19 protein-coding genes, 1 tRNA gene and 1 pseudogene are annotated in these 15,249 nt (G+C 65.9%); 5 read left to right on the top strand and 16 right to left on the bottom strand.

Going from position 1 to position 15,249, the window contains the following annotated elements:
* Nucleotides 1-5: 5 nt before the first annotated feature.
* Nucleotides 6-644 (top strand): hypothetical protein, encoded by a 639-nt coding sequence (locus tag OG716_RS36235; protein ID WP_405134785.1) that lies wholly within the window; start codon nucleotides 6-8, stop codon nucleotides 642-644.
* Complete coding sequence (locus tag OG716_RS36230) at nucleotides 645-1,208, top strand: TetR/AcrR family transcriptional regulator (protein ID WP_405134784.1); 564 nt, start codon at nucleotides 645-647, stop codon at nucleotides 1,206-1,208. It abuts the gene before it with no gap.
* A gap of 175 nt (nucleotides 1,209-1,383) precedes the next feature.
* On the opposite strand, the gene OG716_RS36225 is transcribed toward OG716_RS36230, so the two are convergent.
* Genes OG716_RS36225 through OG716_RS36210 form a run of 4 tightly spaced genes read right to left on the bottom strand, consistent with a single transcriptional unit; the run spans nucleotide 1,384 to nucleotide 3,347 of the window.
* A complete protein-coding gene (locus OG716_RS36225) occupies nucleotides 1,384-2,196 on the bottom strand; it encodes a ParA family protein (protein ID WP_405134783.1) in 813 nt (270 codons plus the stop codon).
* Nucleotides 2,197-2,253: 57 nt separating this feature from the next.
* Nucleotides 2,254-2,709 (bottom strand): NUDIX domain-containing protein, encoded by a 456-nt coding sequence (locus OG716_RS36220; protein ID WP_405134782.1) that lies wholly within the window; start codon nucleotides 2,707-2,709, stop codon nucleotides 2,254-2,256.
* Nucleotides 2,710-2,724: 15 nt separating this feature from the next.
* On the bottom strand, nucleotides 2,725-3,003 hold the full coding sequence (locus tag OG716_RS36215) for a hypothetical protein (RefSeq protein ID WP_405134781.1): 279 nt from the start codon (nucleotides 3,001-3,003) through the stop codon (nucleotides 2,725-2,727).
* Complete coding sequence (locus OG716_RS36210; protein ID WP_405134780.1) at nucleotides 3,000-3,347, bottom strand: ArsR/SmtB family transcription factor; 348 nt, start codon at nucleotides 3,345-3,347, stop codon at nucleotides 3,000-3,002. The genes OG716_RS36215 and OG716_RS36210 overlap by 4 nt, the downstream gene beginning before the upstream one ends.
* An 84-nt stretch (nucleotides 3,348-3,431) precedes the next feature.
* Between OG716_RS36210 and OG716_RS36205 the strand changes: the two genes are divergently transcribed.
* A complete protein-coding gene (locus OG716_RS36205; protein WP_327142092.1) occupies nucleotides 3,432-4,652 on the top strand; it encodes an acyl-CoA dehydrogenase family protein in 1,221 nt (406 codons plus the stop codon).
* Between the two features lie 129 nt (nucleotides 4,653-4,781).
* Here the strand turns inward: OG716_RS36205 and OG716_RS36200 are convergent, their stop codons facing one another.
* On the bottom strand, nucleotides 4,782-5,219 hold the full coding sequence (locus OG716_RS36200; protein ID WP_355119419.1) for a hypothetical protein: 438 nt from the start codon (nucleotides 5,217-5,219) through the stop codon (nucleotides 4,782-4,784).
* A 100-nt stretch (nucleotides 5,220-5,319) separates the two neighbouring features.
* Complete coding sequence (locus OG716_RS36195) at nucleotides 5,320-5,766, bottom strand: MarR family winged helix-turn-helix transcriptional regulator (RefSeq protein WP_405134779.1); 447 nt, start codon at nucleotides 5,764-5,766, stop codon at nucleotides 5,320-5,322.
* A gap of 192 nt (nucleotides 5,767-5,958) precedes the next feature.
* Here OG716_RS36195 and OG716_RS36190 point away from each other — a divergent pair, with 192 nt between their 5' ends.
* Nucleotides 5,959-6,369, top strand: coding sequence for a hypothetical protein (locus OG716_RS36190; protein WP_405134778.1), 411 nt, complete (start codon nucleotides 5,959-5,961; stop codon nucleotides 6,367-6,369).
* 114 nt (nucleotides 6,370-6,483) lie between these two features.
* Here the strand turns inward: OG716_RS36190 and OG716_RS36185 are convergent, their stop codons facing one another.
* From OG716_RS36185 to OG716_RS36170, 4 genes and pseudogenes are all read right to left on the bottom strand, one after another.
* Nucleotides 6,484-7,002: a hypothetical protein gene (locus OG716_RS36185; RefSeq protein ID WP_405134777.1), complete on the bottom strand. Its 519-nt coding sequence runs from the start codon at nucleotides 7,000-7,002 to the stop codon at nucleotides 6,484-6,486.
* 332 nt (nucleotides 7,003-7,334) lie between these two features.
* Nucleotides 7,335-7,793, bottom strand: coding sequence for a hypothetical protein (locus OG716_RS36180; protein WP_405134776.1), 459 nt, complete (start codon nucleotides 7,791-7,793; stop codon nucleotides 7,335-7,337).
* 204 nt (nucleotides 7,794-7,997) lie between these two features.
* A tRNA-Leu gene (locus tag OG716_RS36175) sits at nucleotides 7,998-8,071 on the bottom strand.
* Between the two features lie 54 nt (nucleotides 8,072-8,125).
* Nucleotides 8,126-8,356 (bottom strand): annotated as a pseudogene (locus OG716_RS36170) (cupin domain-containing protein); the annotation flags it as partial.
* A gap of 14 nt (nucleotides 8,357-8,370) precedes the next feature.
* Here OG716_RS36170 and OG716_RS36165 point away from each other — a divergent pair.
* Nucleotides 8,371-8,916, top strand: coding sequence for a solute carrier family 23 protein (locus OG716_RS36165; RefSeq protein ID WP_405134775.1), 546 nt, complete (start codon nucleotides 8,371-8,373; stop codon nucleotides 8,914-8,916).
* Here the strand turns inward: OG716_RS36165 and OG716_RS36160 are convergent.
* The 6 genes from OG716_RS36160 to OG716_RS36135 form a co-directional block, all read right to left on the bottom strand.
* Nucleotides 8,873-10,339 (bottom strand): peptide MFS transporter, encoded by a 1,467-nt coding sequence (locus tag OG716_RS36160; RefSeq protein WP_405134774.1) that lies wholly within the window; start codon nucleotides 10,337-10,339, stop codon nucleotides 8,873-8,875. The genes OG716_RS36165 and OG716_RS36160 overlap by 44 nt on opposite strands.
* Nucleotides 10,340-10,688: 349 nt before the next feature.
* Nucleotides 10,689-11,648: an exopolyphosphatase gene (locus OG716_RS36155; RefSeq protein WP_405134773.1), complete on the bottom strand. Its 960-nt coding sequence runs from the start codon at nucleotides 11,646-11,648 to the stop codon at nucleotides 10,689-10,691.
* 37 nt (nucleotides 11,649-11,685) lie between these two features.
* Nucleotides 11,686-12,246 (bottom strand): DUF501 domain-containing protein, encoded by a 561-nt coding sequence (locus OG716_RS36150; RefSeq protein ID WP_405134772.1) that lies wholly within the window; start codon nucleotides 12,244-12,246, stop codon nucleotides 11,686-11,688.
* Nucleotides 12,243-12,896: a septum formation initiator family protein gene (locus OG716_RS36145; RefSeq protein ID WP_405134771.1), complete on the bottom strand. Its 654-nt coding sequence runs from the start codon at nucleotides 12,894-12,896 to the stop codon at nucleotides 12,243-12,245. The genes OG716_RS36150 and OG716_RS36145 overlap by 4 nt, the downstream gene beginning before the upstream one ends.
* 50 nt (nucleotides 12,897-12,946) lie before the next feature.
* Complete coding sequence (eno, locus tag OG716_RS36140) at nucleotides 12,947-14,233, bottom strand: phosphopyruvate hydratase (RefSeq protein WP_327142111.1); 1,287 nt, start codon at nucleotides 14,231-14,233, stop codon at nucleotides 12,947-12,949.
* A 227-nt stretch (nucleotides 14,234-14,460) separates the two neighbouring features.
* Entirely contained in the window at nucleotides 14,461-15,198 is a 738-nt protein-coding gene (locus tag OG716_RS36135; protein WP_405140160.1) for a lytic transglycosylase domain-containing protein, read from the bottom strand.
* Nucleotides 15,199-15,249: the final 51 nt, after the last annotated feature.

Genomic DNA, 15,249 nt, shown 5'->3' with positions numbered 1-15,249 from the left:
AGATCATGACCGCTATCGCCACCACCCGCACCACCGCCGGGTCCCTTCGCACGGTTCCCGCCCTCGCCGGAATCGGGTACGCGGTGTCCTGGGTTATCGCCCTCTCGGTTCCGGTGCCCAACTCCGCATTCGGCGACTCCGGGAGTTCGCTGGTCGCCAAGATGGCCGGGCATGCCGTCGCCATGGACGTGAACAACCTGTTCAGTGAAGGACTTCCGGCTATCGGGCTGGTTCTCGTCTCGCTGTGGCTGGCGCGGGCGGCCGGCTGGTCCCGGGCGGGCCGTATTACCGCGGCGGCGGGAGCGGTGGCGGCGGCCATCTCGCTGGTCGAGTTCGGCATCGGACTCGCGCTGGCCCGCACGACCACCCCCGATACCGCGCACCTGCTGTTCCACTCGCTGAACCGGCTCGACGGAGTCAAGATGTTCGTGCTGGCGGTGATGGGTGTGGCCGGTGCCATGACCGGGATGCTGCCGCGCTGGCTGCGCTACACGGGGATCGCCATGGCGGTCGCCATCGCGGGATCGGGCTTCGCGTATCTGTTGCTCAGCTCCGGTTTGGCTACCCTGGCCTACGTGTCCCTGCCATTGCTCATCGTGTTCGTCACCGGTACCGGCATCGCCCTCGGCCGATCGGCCGAATAGATGCCCCGTGTCGGCCTGACTCCGCAAAGGATTGTCACCGAGGCCGCGACCGTCGCCGATGAGGTGGGCCTGGACAGGCTCACGCTGGCGACGGTCGCGAAGCGCTGTGGCGTCTCACTTCCCGGGTTGTACAAGCATGTCGACGGACTCGATGCCGTGAAACGGGATATCTCCGTCCAAGCCACGCGGGAGCTGACCGCGAAGCTCGCGGCGGCCACCTCCGGCGTAGCGGGAAAGGAAGCGCTGCAGGCGCTTTCGGCGGCATACCGCGAGTACGCCAGGGCTTACCCCGGCCGCTATACCGCGAGCGTCCAGGCGCCCGCCGCCGATGATCGGGAGCACGAGGAAGTGGCGGTGCAGGCGGTCGGCGTCATCAGCGCCGCCCTCAAGGGCTACCGGCTGGATGGCGCGGATCTGATCCACGCCATTCGCATCTGGCGCATCGCCTGCCACGGCTTGGCATCCCTGGAAGGCGCGGGAGCCTTCGGCCTCCCCGACCCGATGGACGAGACATTCACCCGCCTGATCGACGCCCTGGACGCATCCTTCCGCGCCGAGCGGTAATCCCGGGTCACCGGAATGTACTGCGGCGCAACCGTTCAGCGGTAGAGCGCCGGTCAGCCTCGGGCAACACCCTCGGGAGCGGAATCACGCGGCGGCGAAACCGCGGATTCTTCCACCCGACCGCAGTGTCATGACCGATATTTCCACCCGGTCTCGCTCCGGCCGAACCGTGCGCTCAGCGGGCGGCGCGGGCGATGACCTCGCGGGCCAGGGCCCGGTACTGTTCTGCGCCACCGGATTTGGGGGCCCAGGTGGTGACCGGTTCACCGGCGATGCTGGCGTCGGGGAAGCGGACTGTTCGGGAGATGCGGGTGCCGTAGACCTGGTCGCCGAAGACTTCGACCACTCGGGTCAGCACCTGGCGCGAATGCAGCAGGCGGCGGTCGAACATGGTGACCAGGATGCCGAAGAGGCTCAGGCGCGGGTTGAGGCGGTCGCGGACCTTGTCCATGGTGTCGGTCAGCAGCGCGAGGCCGCGCAGGGCGAAGTATTCGGGCTCCATCGGGATGATGACGCCGTCCGCGCAGGCGAGCGCATTGACGGTGAGCAGGCTCAGCGACGGCTGGCAGTCGATGAGGATGTAGTCGTAGCGATGGCGAATCGGCTCAAGCACCCGGCGCAGCGACTGCTCCCGGCCGACCTCGTTGACCAGCTGGATCTCCGCCGCGGACAGGTCGATATTGCTCGGCAGCAGATGCACATCGGCGACGCCGGTCTCCATGAGCACCTCGTCGACCGACGGTCCTGATCTGCCTAGTAGGTCGTAGACGGTCAGCTCCAGATCGTTGACGGACACGCCCAGTCCCGCGGACAACGCACCCTGCGGATCGAGGTCGACCAGCAGGACACGCCGTCCCTGCTCGGCAAGTGCGGCACCCAGATTGATGGTCGACGTCGTTTTACCGACCCCACCCTTCTGATTGCACAGAGCAACGATCTGCGCTTCGCCCTGGATCGCCTTCGCTTCGCCCGAAAGGGTTGCCAACATGTTGCCAGGCTAGCCGGACACCTCCGTTTCGGGCGGATGCGACGCATGAGTCATTGCTCACGAAACGAAATCCGCAGGTGCCGGCCACCCTGACAAGCCGAAATGCTCATCGCGCCAGAACAGTTCCAACCCCGCCCTGGTGTAGGGCACCGTGTCCGCCGGAATCTCCTCACGATGAAACCACCGCAGGTCGGAACATTTGTGCGGCTCGGCATTGAACGGTTCGCCGATCCACTTGTCGGCGTGGAAGAAGAACCCGACCCGGCCCTGTCCCTCGGGCGCCCGCAGATGCAGCGCGGCCACCATGCGAATATCCTTGCGGCTCAGCTGTATCCCGACTTCCTCGTGCGCCTCGCGAATCATCGCCGCTTCCAGGTCCTCATCGGATTCGAGCTTTCCGGACGGCAGATTCCACAGACCGTCCGAGTACCCGGTATTCGCACGGCGCGCGAGCAGGATCTCCTCGCCCCGAGTCGCGATGAGCAGCACGTCGACAAAACTTGTGTAGGTCATCCCGTATTCCTTCGGTCAGCTCTTGCGCGTGGGTCGACTGACGGGCAATGAATGACCCGTCTCCAGCAGGGATTTCAAGTCGCTGAGCATAAACGGGTAGCCGCCGCCGAACCCTTCCGATTCCAGATCGCCGGAGATGATGATCGAGATGAGCGGGCCGCCGAATCCGTAGCGCACGGTCCAGTCCGGATCGGCGACGGCCTGCCAGATCCGCGCGGCCGGTGCGGCAATGATCACGCGATGGATCTGCGTCGTCTCCGGGCGCGCCCGCGCGAGGACTTCGTCGAAGCTCACGATTCCAGGTCCCTTTTCAGATCGGTCAGTGCGGAGATCTGCTGTTCGGTGAATTTGCCGATCCAGCGATCGTGAATCAGCCGGATCGGCACGGGATTGAGATAGTGCAACTTCTTCCGCCCGCTGCGGACAGCCGTCACCAGCCCCGCCTCCTCGAGCAGCCGGAGATGTTTGCTGATGCCGAAGCGGGTCATCTCCAGCCCGGATTCCAGCTCGGTCAGCGTCTGGCCGTCCTTGACGAACAGCGCGTCCAGCAGACGCCGCCGGGCCACCATCACCTGCACTGGGCCGAGCAGTGTGAAATCGTCGTGCTCGAGGAACAGCCGATTCCCGAACTCCAGCACTGACCCCCAGCCGCCGGGCCGAAACAATTAGAACGTGTTCTATATTCGGGGGACCGTTCCGGCGATCCCTTGGGAGCTCACGACATGTACCAGTGGTCCGACGAAGACCTGATGTTCCGCGACGCACTGCGCGGGTTCATCGACAAGGAGCTCAAGCCTCACGTCGACCAGCTGGAGAGCGGCGCGCTGCCGCCCTTCGACATCATCCGCAAGATGTACGCGACCTTCGGGCTGGACGAGATGGCGCGCGAAGGGCTGGAGAAAACCCTGGCCCGGGAGGAAGCGGGCACCACGGGCAAGTCGGGCGGCGGATTCAGCGGGGCGGGCAGCATGGGGGTCATCCTCAACAGCGAGCTCGCCGGCATCAGCCTGGGCCTGGTGGCGTCGATGGGCGTGAGCCTCGGGCTGACCGTCGGCACCATCCGCACCCGTGGCACCCTCGCGCAGAAGAAGCGCTGGCTGCCCGAACTGGTCACCATGGAGAAGGTCGGCGCCTGGGCGATCACCGAACCCGATTCGGGCTCGGACGCTTTCGGCGGCATGAAGTCCTATGTCCGGCGCGACGGCGCGGACTACATCCTCAACGGGCGCAAGACCTTCATCACCAATGGCCCGTACGCGGATGTCACCGTCGTCTACGCCAAGCTGGACGAGGAGGACGGCACCGATCGCCGCGACCGCAAGGTGCTGACCTTCGTCCTGGACAAGGGCATGCCGGGATTCGTGCAGAGCGCCGCGTTCAAGAAGATGGGCATGAACTCCTCCCCCACCGGTGAGCTGTTCTTCGACAATGTGCGCATCACCCCCGACCGTCTGCTCGGTGAGACCGAGAGCCCGGCCAAGGGCGACGGAAAGGACAGTGCCAAAGAGTCTTTCGCGGCCGAGCGCATCGGCATCGCATCACTCGCGCTGGGCATCATCAACGAATGTCACCGGCTCAGTGTGGATTACGCGAAGTCGCGCAAGCTGTGGGGTAAGGAGATCGGGCAGTTCCAGCTCATTCAGCTCAAGCTGGCCGAGATGGAGATCGCTCGAATCAATGTGCAGAACATGGTGTTCAACGCCATCGAGCGCACGGCTGCTGGTGAGAAGGTTTCTCTCGCGGAGGCATCGGCGATGAAGCTGTACTCCTCGCGCGCCGCCACCGAGGTCGCCATGGAAGCCGTCCAGCTGTTCGGCGGCAACGGCTATATGGCCGAGTACAAGGTGGAACAGCTCGCCCGCGACGCCAAGTCTCTGATGATCTACGCCGGCAGCAATGAAATCCAGGTCACCCACATCGCCAAGGGCCTGCTCAGCCGGTAGCTGTTGGGCCCCGATCATTCTCGAACGAGCGTCAGATCGACGCTGATATTCCCACGGGTTGCCCGTCAATACGGGCACACCCGGTGGGAGATCATCCGTCTCATCGGGAATGAAGCCAGCTTCAACCTCTCAGTGCGCGCCCGGCCGCACGATCATGAGGACGACGACCGCTGCCCAGAGCAGGTTGTAAATCCCGGCCAGCATGGAGAGTTTGCGCAGGCGCTCACCTGCGTCCGGCTTGTCGAGGGCCTCACGCTGGAGGGGATGGATGAAGGCCGCCAGGAGACCGCCGGCGAGGAAGGTGAGTGCCATGGCGAGGGTGATCCAGATTTCGCCCATCCGGCCCTGGACCTCGGCCAGGATGATGCCTACGACAGGCACTACGAGGGACAGTAGTGCGTAGCTTCCGGTGATTCGATGAAATGCCTTGGCCACCGCAAGATTTCGCTCCTCCGCAGGAGGCCCTGCGACCGGCGCATAGCGCGGAAACAGACTCGCGGCGACCGCCGATCCGCCCACCAGGACGATCGCGGCCAGCACGTGTATCGACAGCAGGGCCTTTTCCATGACTTCCCTTCCCATCCTTCAGTCGACCTGAAGCATAGCGATGAGCTTCAGTCAGGTTGAAGGTTGTGCGAAAGCTCACGGAATGCGCGAAAACCGGTAATCAGGACGCGTTTCGACGCGCGAATGCGGCGGCGATGGCGGTGCCGACCTCTCGCCGGAACAGATCCGCCTCCGACCCGAACAGCTGCTCGTCCACCGCTGCGACCGCTTGTTCCGCAGACCGTAATAGCCGCCTGCCCTTGGCAGTGAGTTCGATCGTCGACGCCGAGCCCGCACGCGCCGTGCGGTCTCGCACCAGGCCGCCGGCAACCATCGCCTTCACCGCGGTATGCACGCTCTGCACACTGATCGCACCCATCCGTGCCAGATCACTGAACGAGGCGCCCGGCACGCTCGCAATATGACCGAGCAGCGCGAGCCGGGCAACGGTGAGATCCAGCGGCGCCAGCGCCGCACCGAGTTCCGCCTCGACACGGTGCGCCAAGGTCAGCACGATGATGGACGCGCTGGCGGGCGGCGGCACGGGGCGATCGCTCTCGGTGGTCACCGCCCCATTTTCCAGTACCGCCCCATTCACTATCGCGAGGCACCCGGGTCGAAGGCTGTGTCAGCGACCCTGTCAGGCCGGCGTCAGCAGGCTGTCAGCAGCACCGGACAAAGTACTCACATCGAACAAAACAAACCCGGACCAGTAACCGGCACCGGGCCACTGCCACAACAGCTTTCGAAGGAGCACACCATGTCCGCCACCCTCGCCCTCACCGCCCAGAACGAGGCCACCGTCCGCTCCGCCGCCTACGGCGCCGTCTCCCTCATCAGCGCCGCCTCCGACAAGCCCCACAAGGCCGCCATCGCAGGCTCCCTCGCCCTGACCGCGGCCACCGGCCAGATCGGACACGTACTCAACGCCAAGTCCAAGGACATCCACCTCAGCGGCAAAACCATCGCCGACCTCGCCGACCAGGTCCTCCCCGCCCTCACCGCCGCCGCAACCCTCCTCGACCAGCAATCCCCCACCGAGGCCGACAACTTCCGCACCACAGTCCTCGTCGCCCTCGAAGCCGCCGCCGCGACAGGCCGCAACGGCCACCCCGGCCCGGTCGTCACCGAAATGACCCGCAAGGTCACCGCCGCCCTGCACACCGCATGAATTGAAATCGCCGAGAAGGCCCTGACGGTGGGCCCTCTCGGCGTGTCACCACCACCAGAGCCCTCTCGTGCACTGCGAAAGCCCCAGCACGCCAGGGCTTTCGACAGTGTGGTGCTACTTCTGAGCCGAAAGGGTGCTCAGGAGGCCGCCGATCACCGGAATGGAATTCGCGCTACCCGTGCCGCCAGCAGACGGGGTGCAGCTCGACCCGGCGGGAGCCGTTTGCACGACATTGACGGCCAACGGTGCCGAAGGAGTCGTGACAACGTGGGCTTCCTCGACATGCAGACTCCACGCCCCCACCGCCGACTGTCCCGCGTAGACGGATTTCGACGGCGTCCACTGGAACGTAACATCTTGGCCTGGAACATATGTCACCGTCGGGGACCACCAGTAGATGGGACCCGGGCCGGTGGCCCCCATGACCAAATCATTCTGTCCGGACGCGGCCGCCATCGCGGCGGCATCTGCCGCAGGAAAGGTAACCGTGTAGGTGGTGTCCGCGCAGTAGGCCGACGACGCCGTAATTGCCAACTGCGCTGATGCGGTCGTAGCCGACACGATGGTGGCCACCCCCATCGCCGCAGCCGCAGCGATACCGACTGTCGAACGAGCAAAGACCGACATATTCATACTTCCTTTGTCAATTGTCGAAAATCCCCGTGCGTCAAGGGGACTGGCATAGGCTAGCGCGAGTGACCGACATCGTTTTCAGAGTGATGTGGCACCGATTGCGCTGGCGTTTCAGTTGCAGGAGAGAGAGATTCAGCCCCGGAACACCCATCACAACCGATCCTCCCGGCACGGTATGGGACGACGCGATGGGTCGACTGATCACGCAAACAGCCGTGATCGCCGCGATGCTATTCCTCATTATCGGATGGACCCCCCACCCGAAGCTCGACGGCGAGAATCCGTCCCAACCGCGAAAGCCCCGGCACGCCAAGGCTTTCCACAGGGTGATGCTACTTCTGAGCCGAAAGGCTGCTCAGCAGACCGCCGATCACCGGGATGGAGCTCGCGCTACCGGTGCCGCCCGTGGACGGTGCGCAGGTCGCTCCGGACGGAGCGGTCTGGACAACGTTGATCGTGGGCCCATCCTCACCGAAATTCGCCAGCCCCGTGTAAATGCTGTTGGGCCACGCACTGACCATCACCTGACCCGGCGCCGTTGGCGTCCAAGACGCAACAACATCCTTGCCCGCGACATACGGCACCGTGGTGAACGTGGTGAACGTCGACCCCCCAGCCGGCGACGTGCGGAACGCGAACTCGGTATCCGAGGGCACATTACCGATCAGCACCGTGGCATCGGCAGCAGGCAGAGTCACGGTGTAGGTCGAGCCGACACAGTAAGCCGTCGACGACGTGATGCTCATATCCGCTGATGCGGTCGCAGCCGAAACACTGATGGCCACCCCCATCGCCGCAACCGCAGCGATACCGATAGTCGAACGCGCAAAGACCGACATTCTCATACTTGACATCTCCCCAGTTATCGAAAGCCCCCGTGTGTCAAGGGGACTGGCGCAGCGTATCGCAACTGACCGACATCCTTTTCGGATTCACGTCGCACGGATTGAGCAAGCAAAGCGGGCCATGCACACCCCGCGCGAACCGCTTCGTAGTGCCCCCGGTCGGACTCGAACCGACACTTGGCGGATTTTAAGTCCGCTGCCTCTGCCAATTGGGCTACGGGGGCGTCTGGGTCAGAGTACCGAGCAGTACGGTCGGAGGGGAATCAGGATGGGGTGGGTTAGCGGAGTTTGTGGGGGGAGCGGCGGATGGTGGCGTCTTCGGCGACGGTGAGGAGGAGGGTGATGGTGTCGGGGGTGTGGGCCCACCAGCGGTGACGGGTGTTGGCGGGGCAGTAGTAGGAGTCGCCGGTGGTGAGGGTGGTGGGGGTGGATTGGGCTTCCAGGGTGATGGTGCCGGTGACTACGTAGATGAGTTCGTCGTTGGGGTGGGTGAATTCGCGGGCGCCGTGCTGGGTGCCGCCGGTTGTGGATCACATGCGGCAAGAAGATCGACACCGCCGCCACGGTGGGGCGCACCATTCGCGGCGATGCCGTGACCTCGCTGCTGTCCGGCGCGCTCGGCGGCGCGACCATGGTGACCAGTGGCGAGAATATCGGACTCATCCAGCTCACCGGGGTGCGCAGCCGGTACGTCACGGCACTGACCGGCGTGCTGCTGGCGATCGCGGCCTTCTTCGCGCCGATCGGCCGGCTGGTGAACTCCCTGCCCGGCCCGGTGATCGGCGGCACCGCCGCAATCGCCTTCGCCATGATCGTCGCCTCCGGCATCGGCATGTTCGAACGCGTCGATATGCGCGATGACGGGGTACTGATCACCGCGACGGCGGCGCTGACGGCAGGGCTGCCGCCGATCCTCACACCCGGTCTCTATCAGAGCTTTCCGGCCGATCTACGACTGTTGCTCGGCAGCGGCGTGACCATGTCCGCGCTGGTCGGCATGCTCGTGCACCTGCTGTTCGCCCGGATCAGTGCACGCCCTCCATATGACGGGTCACCCACGGAGCGATAGCCAGCACGCCGAAGCCGACCAGGACGGCCACCAGCCCGGTGATACCGAAGTACGCCAGTTCCCGCGAGGGATCGTAGAACTTGGAGAGCACACCCGACATCGAGGTGCCGATGCCGACCGAGAAGAAGTAGAGGGCCATCATCTGGGCGCGGAAAGCATTGGGCGCCAGCTTGGTTGTCACCGCCAGGCCGATCGGCGAGAGCAGCAGTTCCGAGATGGCGAAGCCGCCGAGCACCGCGAACACGAACAGAATCGGCACGGACTTGCCGTCGGTGCCGGAGAAGATCGCGAAAAGCATGAAGGCCGCGCCCATTCCGAGCACGCCGAACGCGAACTTGTGCGGGGTGCTCGGCGCGCGATTGCCCAGCCGGGTCCACATGATCGCGAACAGCGGCGAGAGCGCGATGATCCACACCGGTTCCATGGAGCCGATCCAGTTGGACGGTGCGGTCCAGCCGAAGACGTTCCAGTCGATCCGCTCATCGGAGTACACCGCCAGCACGGTGAAGATCTGCTGGAACAGCGACCAGAACACCGCGTTCGCAATGAACAGCGGGATGAAGGCGCGCACCCGGACGCGCTCGGTGGGTTCGACCTTCGGGCTGGTCAGCATGATGGTGAAGTACGCGATCGACGCCACCACGATCACACCGGTGGTCGCGTTCGGCAGATTCGAGAGCGTCAGCAGGCCGGTCAGCGCGGCCACGGCGACCAGCACCCCGAACAGCACGACAGCGGCGATGGACTTCGGAATCGCGGTGCGGGGCAGCGGGTTCGGCACATCGCGGCCGTGGTCGCCGAGATTGCGGCGGAACACCACGTACTGGGTCAGACCCAGCGCCATACCGATGGCCGCCGCGCCGAAGCCGTAGTGGAAGCCGACATGATCCTGCAGTAGACCGGTGAGCAGCGGGCCCGCGAACGCGCCGAGGTTGATGCCCAGATAGAACAGTGTGAAGCCGCCGTCCGCGCGTGCGTCGCCCTTGTCGTACAGGGTGCCCAGCAGCGACGAGGCATTCGCCTTCAGCGCACCGGAACCCAGCGCCACCAGCACCAGGCCGACGCCGACACCGGTCAGGCCGGGCAGAACCGCCAGCGCGATATGACCCGCCATGACGACCACGCCGCCGTAGAACACGGTGCGCTCGGAGCCCAGCACCCGGTCGGCGATCCAGCCGCCGAGCACCGTGGAGAGATAGACGAGACCACCGTAGGCGCCGACAATGCCGGTGGCAGTTGTCTTCTCCAGGCCCAGACCGCCGTCGGCGGTCGTGTAGTACAGGTAGTACCCCAGGATGGTGACCATGCCGTAGAACGAGAACCGTTCCCACAGCTCGACGCCGAACAGATTCGCCAGACCGATGGGATGGCCGAACAGGGTCCGTTCGGAGACCGGTTTCGCGTGGTGAGCTACCTCTGACATGAACCAGACCCTCCCATATTGGGCAATCTGACAGCAACCTCAGCTGTTGACCTGCGTCACAAACTCGAGAGCAAATGCACAGGTCAAAGCGCTCTTGGCAAGGGTCTTCAGTTTGCCAGGCAATGGCCCTATCAAGGACCCTGACCAGCGGCGAGTCGCTCTCGAACGGGATATGCCCGGTTTACCAGCTTCGAATCGGAAGCTCGCACGGAAACGCCGTCAGCCCGAATCCGAAAGCGGGCCGCGGTGATACGACCAGCCACTCGGTACCCGCCGAGATCGCGCGGCCGCATACGCCGGCTTCCGGCGGCCGGACCACCCGAGCACCGCGACCGAGGTGGGACGCGGGTCAGGCGATGGAGAGGGCGATGCCGTCCAGGATGTCGTGCTCGCTGATGATCAGCTCGGAGATTCCGGCTCGCCGCGCCAGCTCATCGGCCAGTACCTCGGCGATCACCGCACCGCCGCCGATCACATCGACCCGGCCGGGATGCATGGGACCCAGTGCGGCCCGCTCCTCGTGACTCATGCCGATCAGCAGATCGCTGACCCGGCGCACCTCGCTCAGCGGCAGGCGGGTGAGATGCACCTTCTCCGAATCGTATTCGGGCAGGTCGAGTGCGACCGCGGCCAGCGTGGTCATGGTGCCGGCCACGCCCACCCAGGTGCGCGCCCGCTCCACCGGCACCACGCCGAAGGCCTGCGCCAAACGCTCGGAGGCGAAGAAGCGCGCCGACGCGACCTCCTCGCGCGTGGGCGGATTGCCGAGCAGGCAGCGTTCGGTGATCCGCACACAGCCGATATCGGCCGAATACGCGGACTGCACGCCGTCACTGTCGCCCAGCACCACCTCGGTGGAACCGCCGCCCAGATCGACAACCACGAAAGGGCCGTCTTCGCTGGACAATTCGCCGACCGCACCGGCGAAGGACAGCCGCGCCTCCTCATCGCCGGTGATGACCTCGGCCTGCGCACCATCCACGACCCGGCCGAGTTCGACGCCCGTCATGGTGAAGAAATCCTCGCGATTGCTCGCATCCCGGGTCGCGGAGGTGGCGGTCATCCGCACCCGCGTGACACCGTGCTCGATCATCAGATCCACATAGTCGTGCAGTGCGACCCGCGTGCGCTCGATGGCCTCCGGATTCAGCGCACCGGTGGCGTCCACGCCCTGGCCGAGCCGGACGATCCGCATTTCCCGATGCACATCGGTGAGATGCGCGCCCCGCGTCTCGTCCCGGGTGGCATCGGCGATCAGTAGTCGAATGGAGTTGGTGCCGCAATCGACGGCGGCGATCCGCTCACTCATGCTGCGTCCTTTCGGCCTGAGCGGGGGCCATGACCACTCATGCCATACCTTCTGAGTTCGCCTCGTGGTCTGCACGTGCTGGGTACTTCGGCCAGTCTGCCGGAATCGCCTTGCCACGCAACCCGTGTTCGGCGGCGGCGGCCACCGCCTCGTCACCGAGCGGGTTCACCCCCGGCCCCTTGGCCAGCGCATGGGCGATGAGAACATGCAGGCATTTGACCCGATCCGGCATACCGCCACCGGCGAAATCCGTGCCGAGATCCTCGATGGCATTGCGCTCGGCCAGGTAGCTCTCGTACGCGGCGCGGTACCCGGCGGCCAATTCGGTATCGCGGGTGAGCCGTTCGGTCATATCGCGCATGAGACCCGTGGTCTCCAACCGGCTGGCCTCGGCGGTGAGCCGCGGGTCGGTCAGGTAGTACAGGGTCGGAAAGGGCGTGCCGTCTGGCAGTTTCGGCGCGGTCTTCACGACCGCGGGCAGCCCGTCCGGGGTGTGGTACGCGATGGCGAGTACGCCGCGCGGCTCCCGGCCCAGTTGCTTGGCGACGATCTCGAGATCCCGCTCGCTGGGCTGACCGGGGTTCTCGGATGTGGTCACCTGGGTTGTCCTTCCTCGACTGGGGCAGGCGGATTCGGCGGTGGTGGCGCCGGATCCGCGGGTGGGGCGGCGGCGGGTTGCGGCGCGGAAATACTGCGCCACAGCTCCGTGTACCAGGGATCCGGTTCCCGCGCCTTCGCGGGCTGGGTCGGAATGGCCGGCTGGTCTATGCCGGGGATCTGCACGATATAGGGGGTCTCGCCGGGCATGACCAGCCGCAGCCGGTCGCGCGCCTCGGACTTGATGTAGGCCGGATCCTGTTGCTGCGCACGGCGATCGCGCAGGCGCGCCACATCGTCCTGCAATTGCTCACGCTGCGAAGCGAGTTCGGCGGCATCGGCGCGCTGGGTGAAATACGTGCGCAGCGGCACCGCCAGGGTGAGTGCGAGCCCGCACAGCACCGCGGCCAGCAGCACGGCGCGACCGGTGGACATACCGAGGATCTGGCGTTCGTGCCGTTCCGATTTCGCCCGCGCGGTGCGCTTCGAAGTGGCCGCCTTCGCGGCCGAACGCCGCTTGGGAGCGGCGGCACCGGTGGCGGACGCGGCGGACTCGGCCCGCTTGGTACTGGTTCGAGGCTTGGCGGTGCGCGACGGGCGGCGGTCACCGCGTCCTGCCGGACTGGTACCGCGCGCCCGTCGCTCCGTCATTTCACACCCCGAAACTCAGCCGATTGTCCCAACCTTCGGGGATCGATTATTCAGCCTTCGAACGCGAAACGAGGGAAGGCGACATCTCCGGCGTAGCGCGCCGAGTCACCGAGCGCGTCTTCGATGCGCAGCAGCTGGTTGTACTTGGCAACCCGCTCCGAGCGCGCCGGGGCGCCGGTCTTGATCTGACCGGAACCGACGGCGACGGCCAGATCGGCGATGGTGGTGTCCTCGGTCTCGCCGGACCGGTGGCTCATCATCGTCTTGTAGCCGTTGCGGTGCGCGAGATCGACCGCGTCGAGTGTCTCGGTCAGCGTGCCGATCTGGTTCACCTTCACCAGCAGCGCGTTGGCGGCGCCCTTGGCGATGCCCTCTTCCAGGCGCTCCGGGTTGGTGACGAACAGGTCGTCGCCGACCAGCTGCACCTTGTCGCCGATGGAGTCGGTGAGCGCGACCCAGCCGTCCCAGTCGTCCTCCGACAGCGGATCCTCGATGGAGACGATCGGGAACTGGGTGATGAGCTCGGCATAGAACTCGTTCATCTCGGCGGCGGTGCGGACCGAGCCCTCGAACTTGTAACCCTCACCGGCGGTGTAGAACTCGGTGGCGGCCACATCGAGCGCGAGCGCGATATCGGTGCCCAGCTTGTAGCCGGCCTTGTCGATGGCGATGGCGATCAGATCCAGCGCGGCGCGGGTGCCCGCGACGTCCGGCGCGAAGCCGCCCTCATCGCCCAGACCGGTGGACAGGCCCTGCGCCTTGAGCACCGACTTCAGCGAGTGGTAGACCTCGGTGCCCCAGCGCAGCGCCTCCTTGAAGGTGGGCGCGCCGATCGGGGCGATCATGAACTCCTGGACGTCGACGCCGGTATCGGCGTGCGCACCACCATTGAGGATGTTCATCATGGGAACGGGCAGCACATGGGCGTTCGGTCCGCCGATGTAGCGGAACAGCTCCAGGCCCGAGGATTCGGCGGCGGCGCGGGCCACGGCGAGCGAAACACCCAGCAGGGCATTCGCGCCCAGGCGCGACTTGTCCGGGGTGCCGTCCAGATCCAGCAGGGTCTGGTCGACGGTGCGCTGCTCGACGGCGTCCAGGCCGATCACGGCCGGCGCGATCTCGTCCAGCACGGCCTCGACGGCCTTCTGCACACCCTTGCCGTTGTAACGGTCACCGCCGTCACGGAGCTCCACGGCCTCGTGCTCGCCGGTGGACGCGCCGGACGGCACGGCCGCGCGAGTGAGGGTGCCGTCGTCGAGAGCGATCTCGACCTCGACAGTGGGGTTGCCACGCGAATCCAGGATCTCGCGAGCTCCGACCTGTTCGATGATGGCCACGAAACGACACTCCTTTGGCTGCTTACCCGGCAGGTCGCACGGCAGTCCCGTGCGCCAACGAGCCTAGCAATATCCTCGGCCTCCGCTTCGCTCCGGCGGGGTTCGCGACCCTGTTACCCGGTTCTTCCCTCCTCCGCTTCTCCGCTTCGCTCCCCCGCTCCGTCAGTCCAGACCCGGGCGCGCCGCGAACTCGGGGTGGGTCGACCCTGCTTGAACTCGAAGAACATTCAGGCCCGGCGGCCGACGCTGTACGCGGCGGCGCGGTAGCGGACCGTGCTCATGTAAGTCGTGGACTGGTTGTAGGTGAGCAGCGCCTGCTGCCAGCCGGGGGCGCCGGTGAGGTCACCGCCGCTGGCGCAGAGGTAGCGCGCGGCGGTGAGCGCCGCATCGTCGATATTGTCCGGATCGGCAATGCCGTCACCGTTCGCGTCCATACCCCAGCGCTGCCAGGTCTCGGGGATGAATTGGAACGGGCCCATGGCCCGGACGGGATTGCCGTCGGCGTCCACGATCTTGGCGACGCCGGGTGAACCGTCCAGGGCCCGGCCCCGGATCGGCGGCGTCACCTTGCCGTCGTCGGCGACGTGCGCCCCGCTGTGCGTGCCGTGCTGACTCTCGACACTGGCGATGGCGGCCACGGTGGTCCACCCGATGCCGCATTCCGGGCGTGAGCGCGCCATGAGCGCGGCGGCATATCCGTAGGCCTCCAACGCGACCACGCCGATGCCGAGCGAGCCGGACTGCTCCTGCGCCCAGGAGTGCAGCTGAATCGCGCTGCGCCCCGGCGCATCCAGATCGATGAGCGGCAGCGGCGCGCCCGCACCGGGCGGCATGCTGTCCGGGACAGGCGTGAGATCGACTGTGCCGCAACCCGCCAGCAGCACGAGAGCGGCCGCCGTGACCATCAGGCCGGCGCGGTTCAGAGTGGCGCCGACACCGGCCTGTTTGGAACGCACTCCATACATCATCCAGGTAGTTCGGTTTTCCTTCCACGAACGTGAACGGACGCTTGTTCG

The organism is Nocardia sp. NBC_01388, from assembly GCF_045040085.1.
In the GTDB taxonomy this organism is placed as follows: Bacteria; Actinomycetota; Actinomycetes; order Mycobacteriales; family Mycobacteriaceae; genus Nocardia.
The sequence above is the reverse complement of the archived record's forward strand: the minus strand, read 5'-3'. Positions and strand labels throughout refer to the sequence as shown.

What these genes read in the sequence shown, in the direction of transcription:
- OG716_RS36225 (WP_405134783.1), bottom strand. Translation starts at nt 2,196, where the DNA reads ATGTTGGCAACCCTTTCGGGCGAAGCGAAGGCGATCCAGGGCGAAGCG.
- OG716_RS36230 (WP_405134784.1), top strand. Translation starts at nt 645, where the DNA reads ATGCCCCGTGTCGGCCTGACTCCGCAAAGGATTGTCACCGAGGCCGCG.
- OG716_RS36235 (WP_405134785.1), top strand. Translation starts at nt 6, where the DNA reads ATGACCGCTATCGCCACCACCCGCACCACCGCCGGGTCCCTTCGCACG.
- OG716_RS36205 (WP_327142092.1), top strand. Translation starts at nt 3,432, where the DNA reads ATGTACCAGTGGTCCGACGAAGACCTGATGTTCCGCGACGCACTGCGC.
- OG716_RS36160 (WP_405134774.1), bottom strand. Translation starts at nt 10,339, where the DNA reads ATGTCAGAGGTAGCTCACCACGCGAAACCGGTCTCCGAACGGACCCTG.
- OG716_RS36180 (WP_405134776.1), bottom strand. Translation starts at nt 7,793, where the DNA reads ATGGGGGTGGCCATCAGTGTTTCGGCTGCGACCGCATCAGCGGATATG.
- OG716_RS36145 (WP_405134771.1), bottom strand. Translation starts at nt 12,896, where the DNA reads ATGACGGAGCGACGGGCGCGCGGTACCAGTCCGGCAGGACGCGGTGAC.
- OG716_RS36135 (WP_405140160.1), bottom strand. Translation starts at nt 15,198, where the DNA reads ATGTATGGAGTGCGTTCCAAACAGGCCGGTGTCGGCGCCACTCTGAAC.
- OG716_RS36185 (WP_405134777.1), bottom strand. Translation starts at nt 7,002, where the DNA reads ATGAATATGTCGGTCTTTGCTCGTTCGACAGTCGGTATCGCTGCGGCT.
- OG716_RS36155 (WP_405134773.1), bottom strand. Translation starts at nt 11,648, where the DNA reads ATGAGTGAGCGGATCGCCGCCGTCGATTGCGGCACCAACTCCATTCGA.
- OG716_RS36200 (WP_355119419.1), bottom strand. Translation starts at nt 5,219, where the DNA reads ATGGAAAAGGCCCTGCTGTCGATACACGTGCTGGCCGCGATCGTCCTG.
- OG716_RS36190 (WP_405134778.1), top strand. Translation starts at nt 5,959, where the DNA reads ATGTCCGCCACCCTCGCCCTCACCGCCCAGAACGAGGCCACCGTCCGC.
- OG716_RS36220 (WP_405134782.1), bottom strand. Translation starts at nt 2,709, where the DNA reads ATGACCTACACAAGTTTTGTCGACGTGCTGCTCATCGCGACTCGGGGC.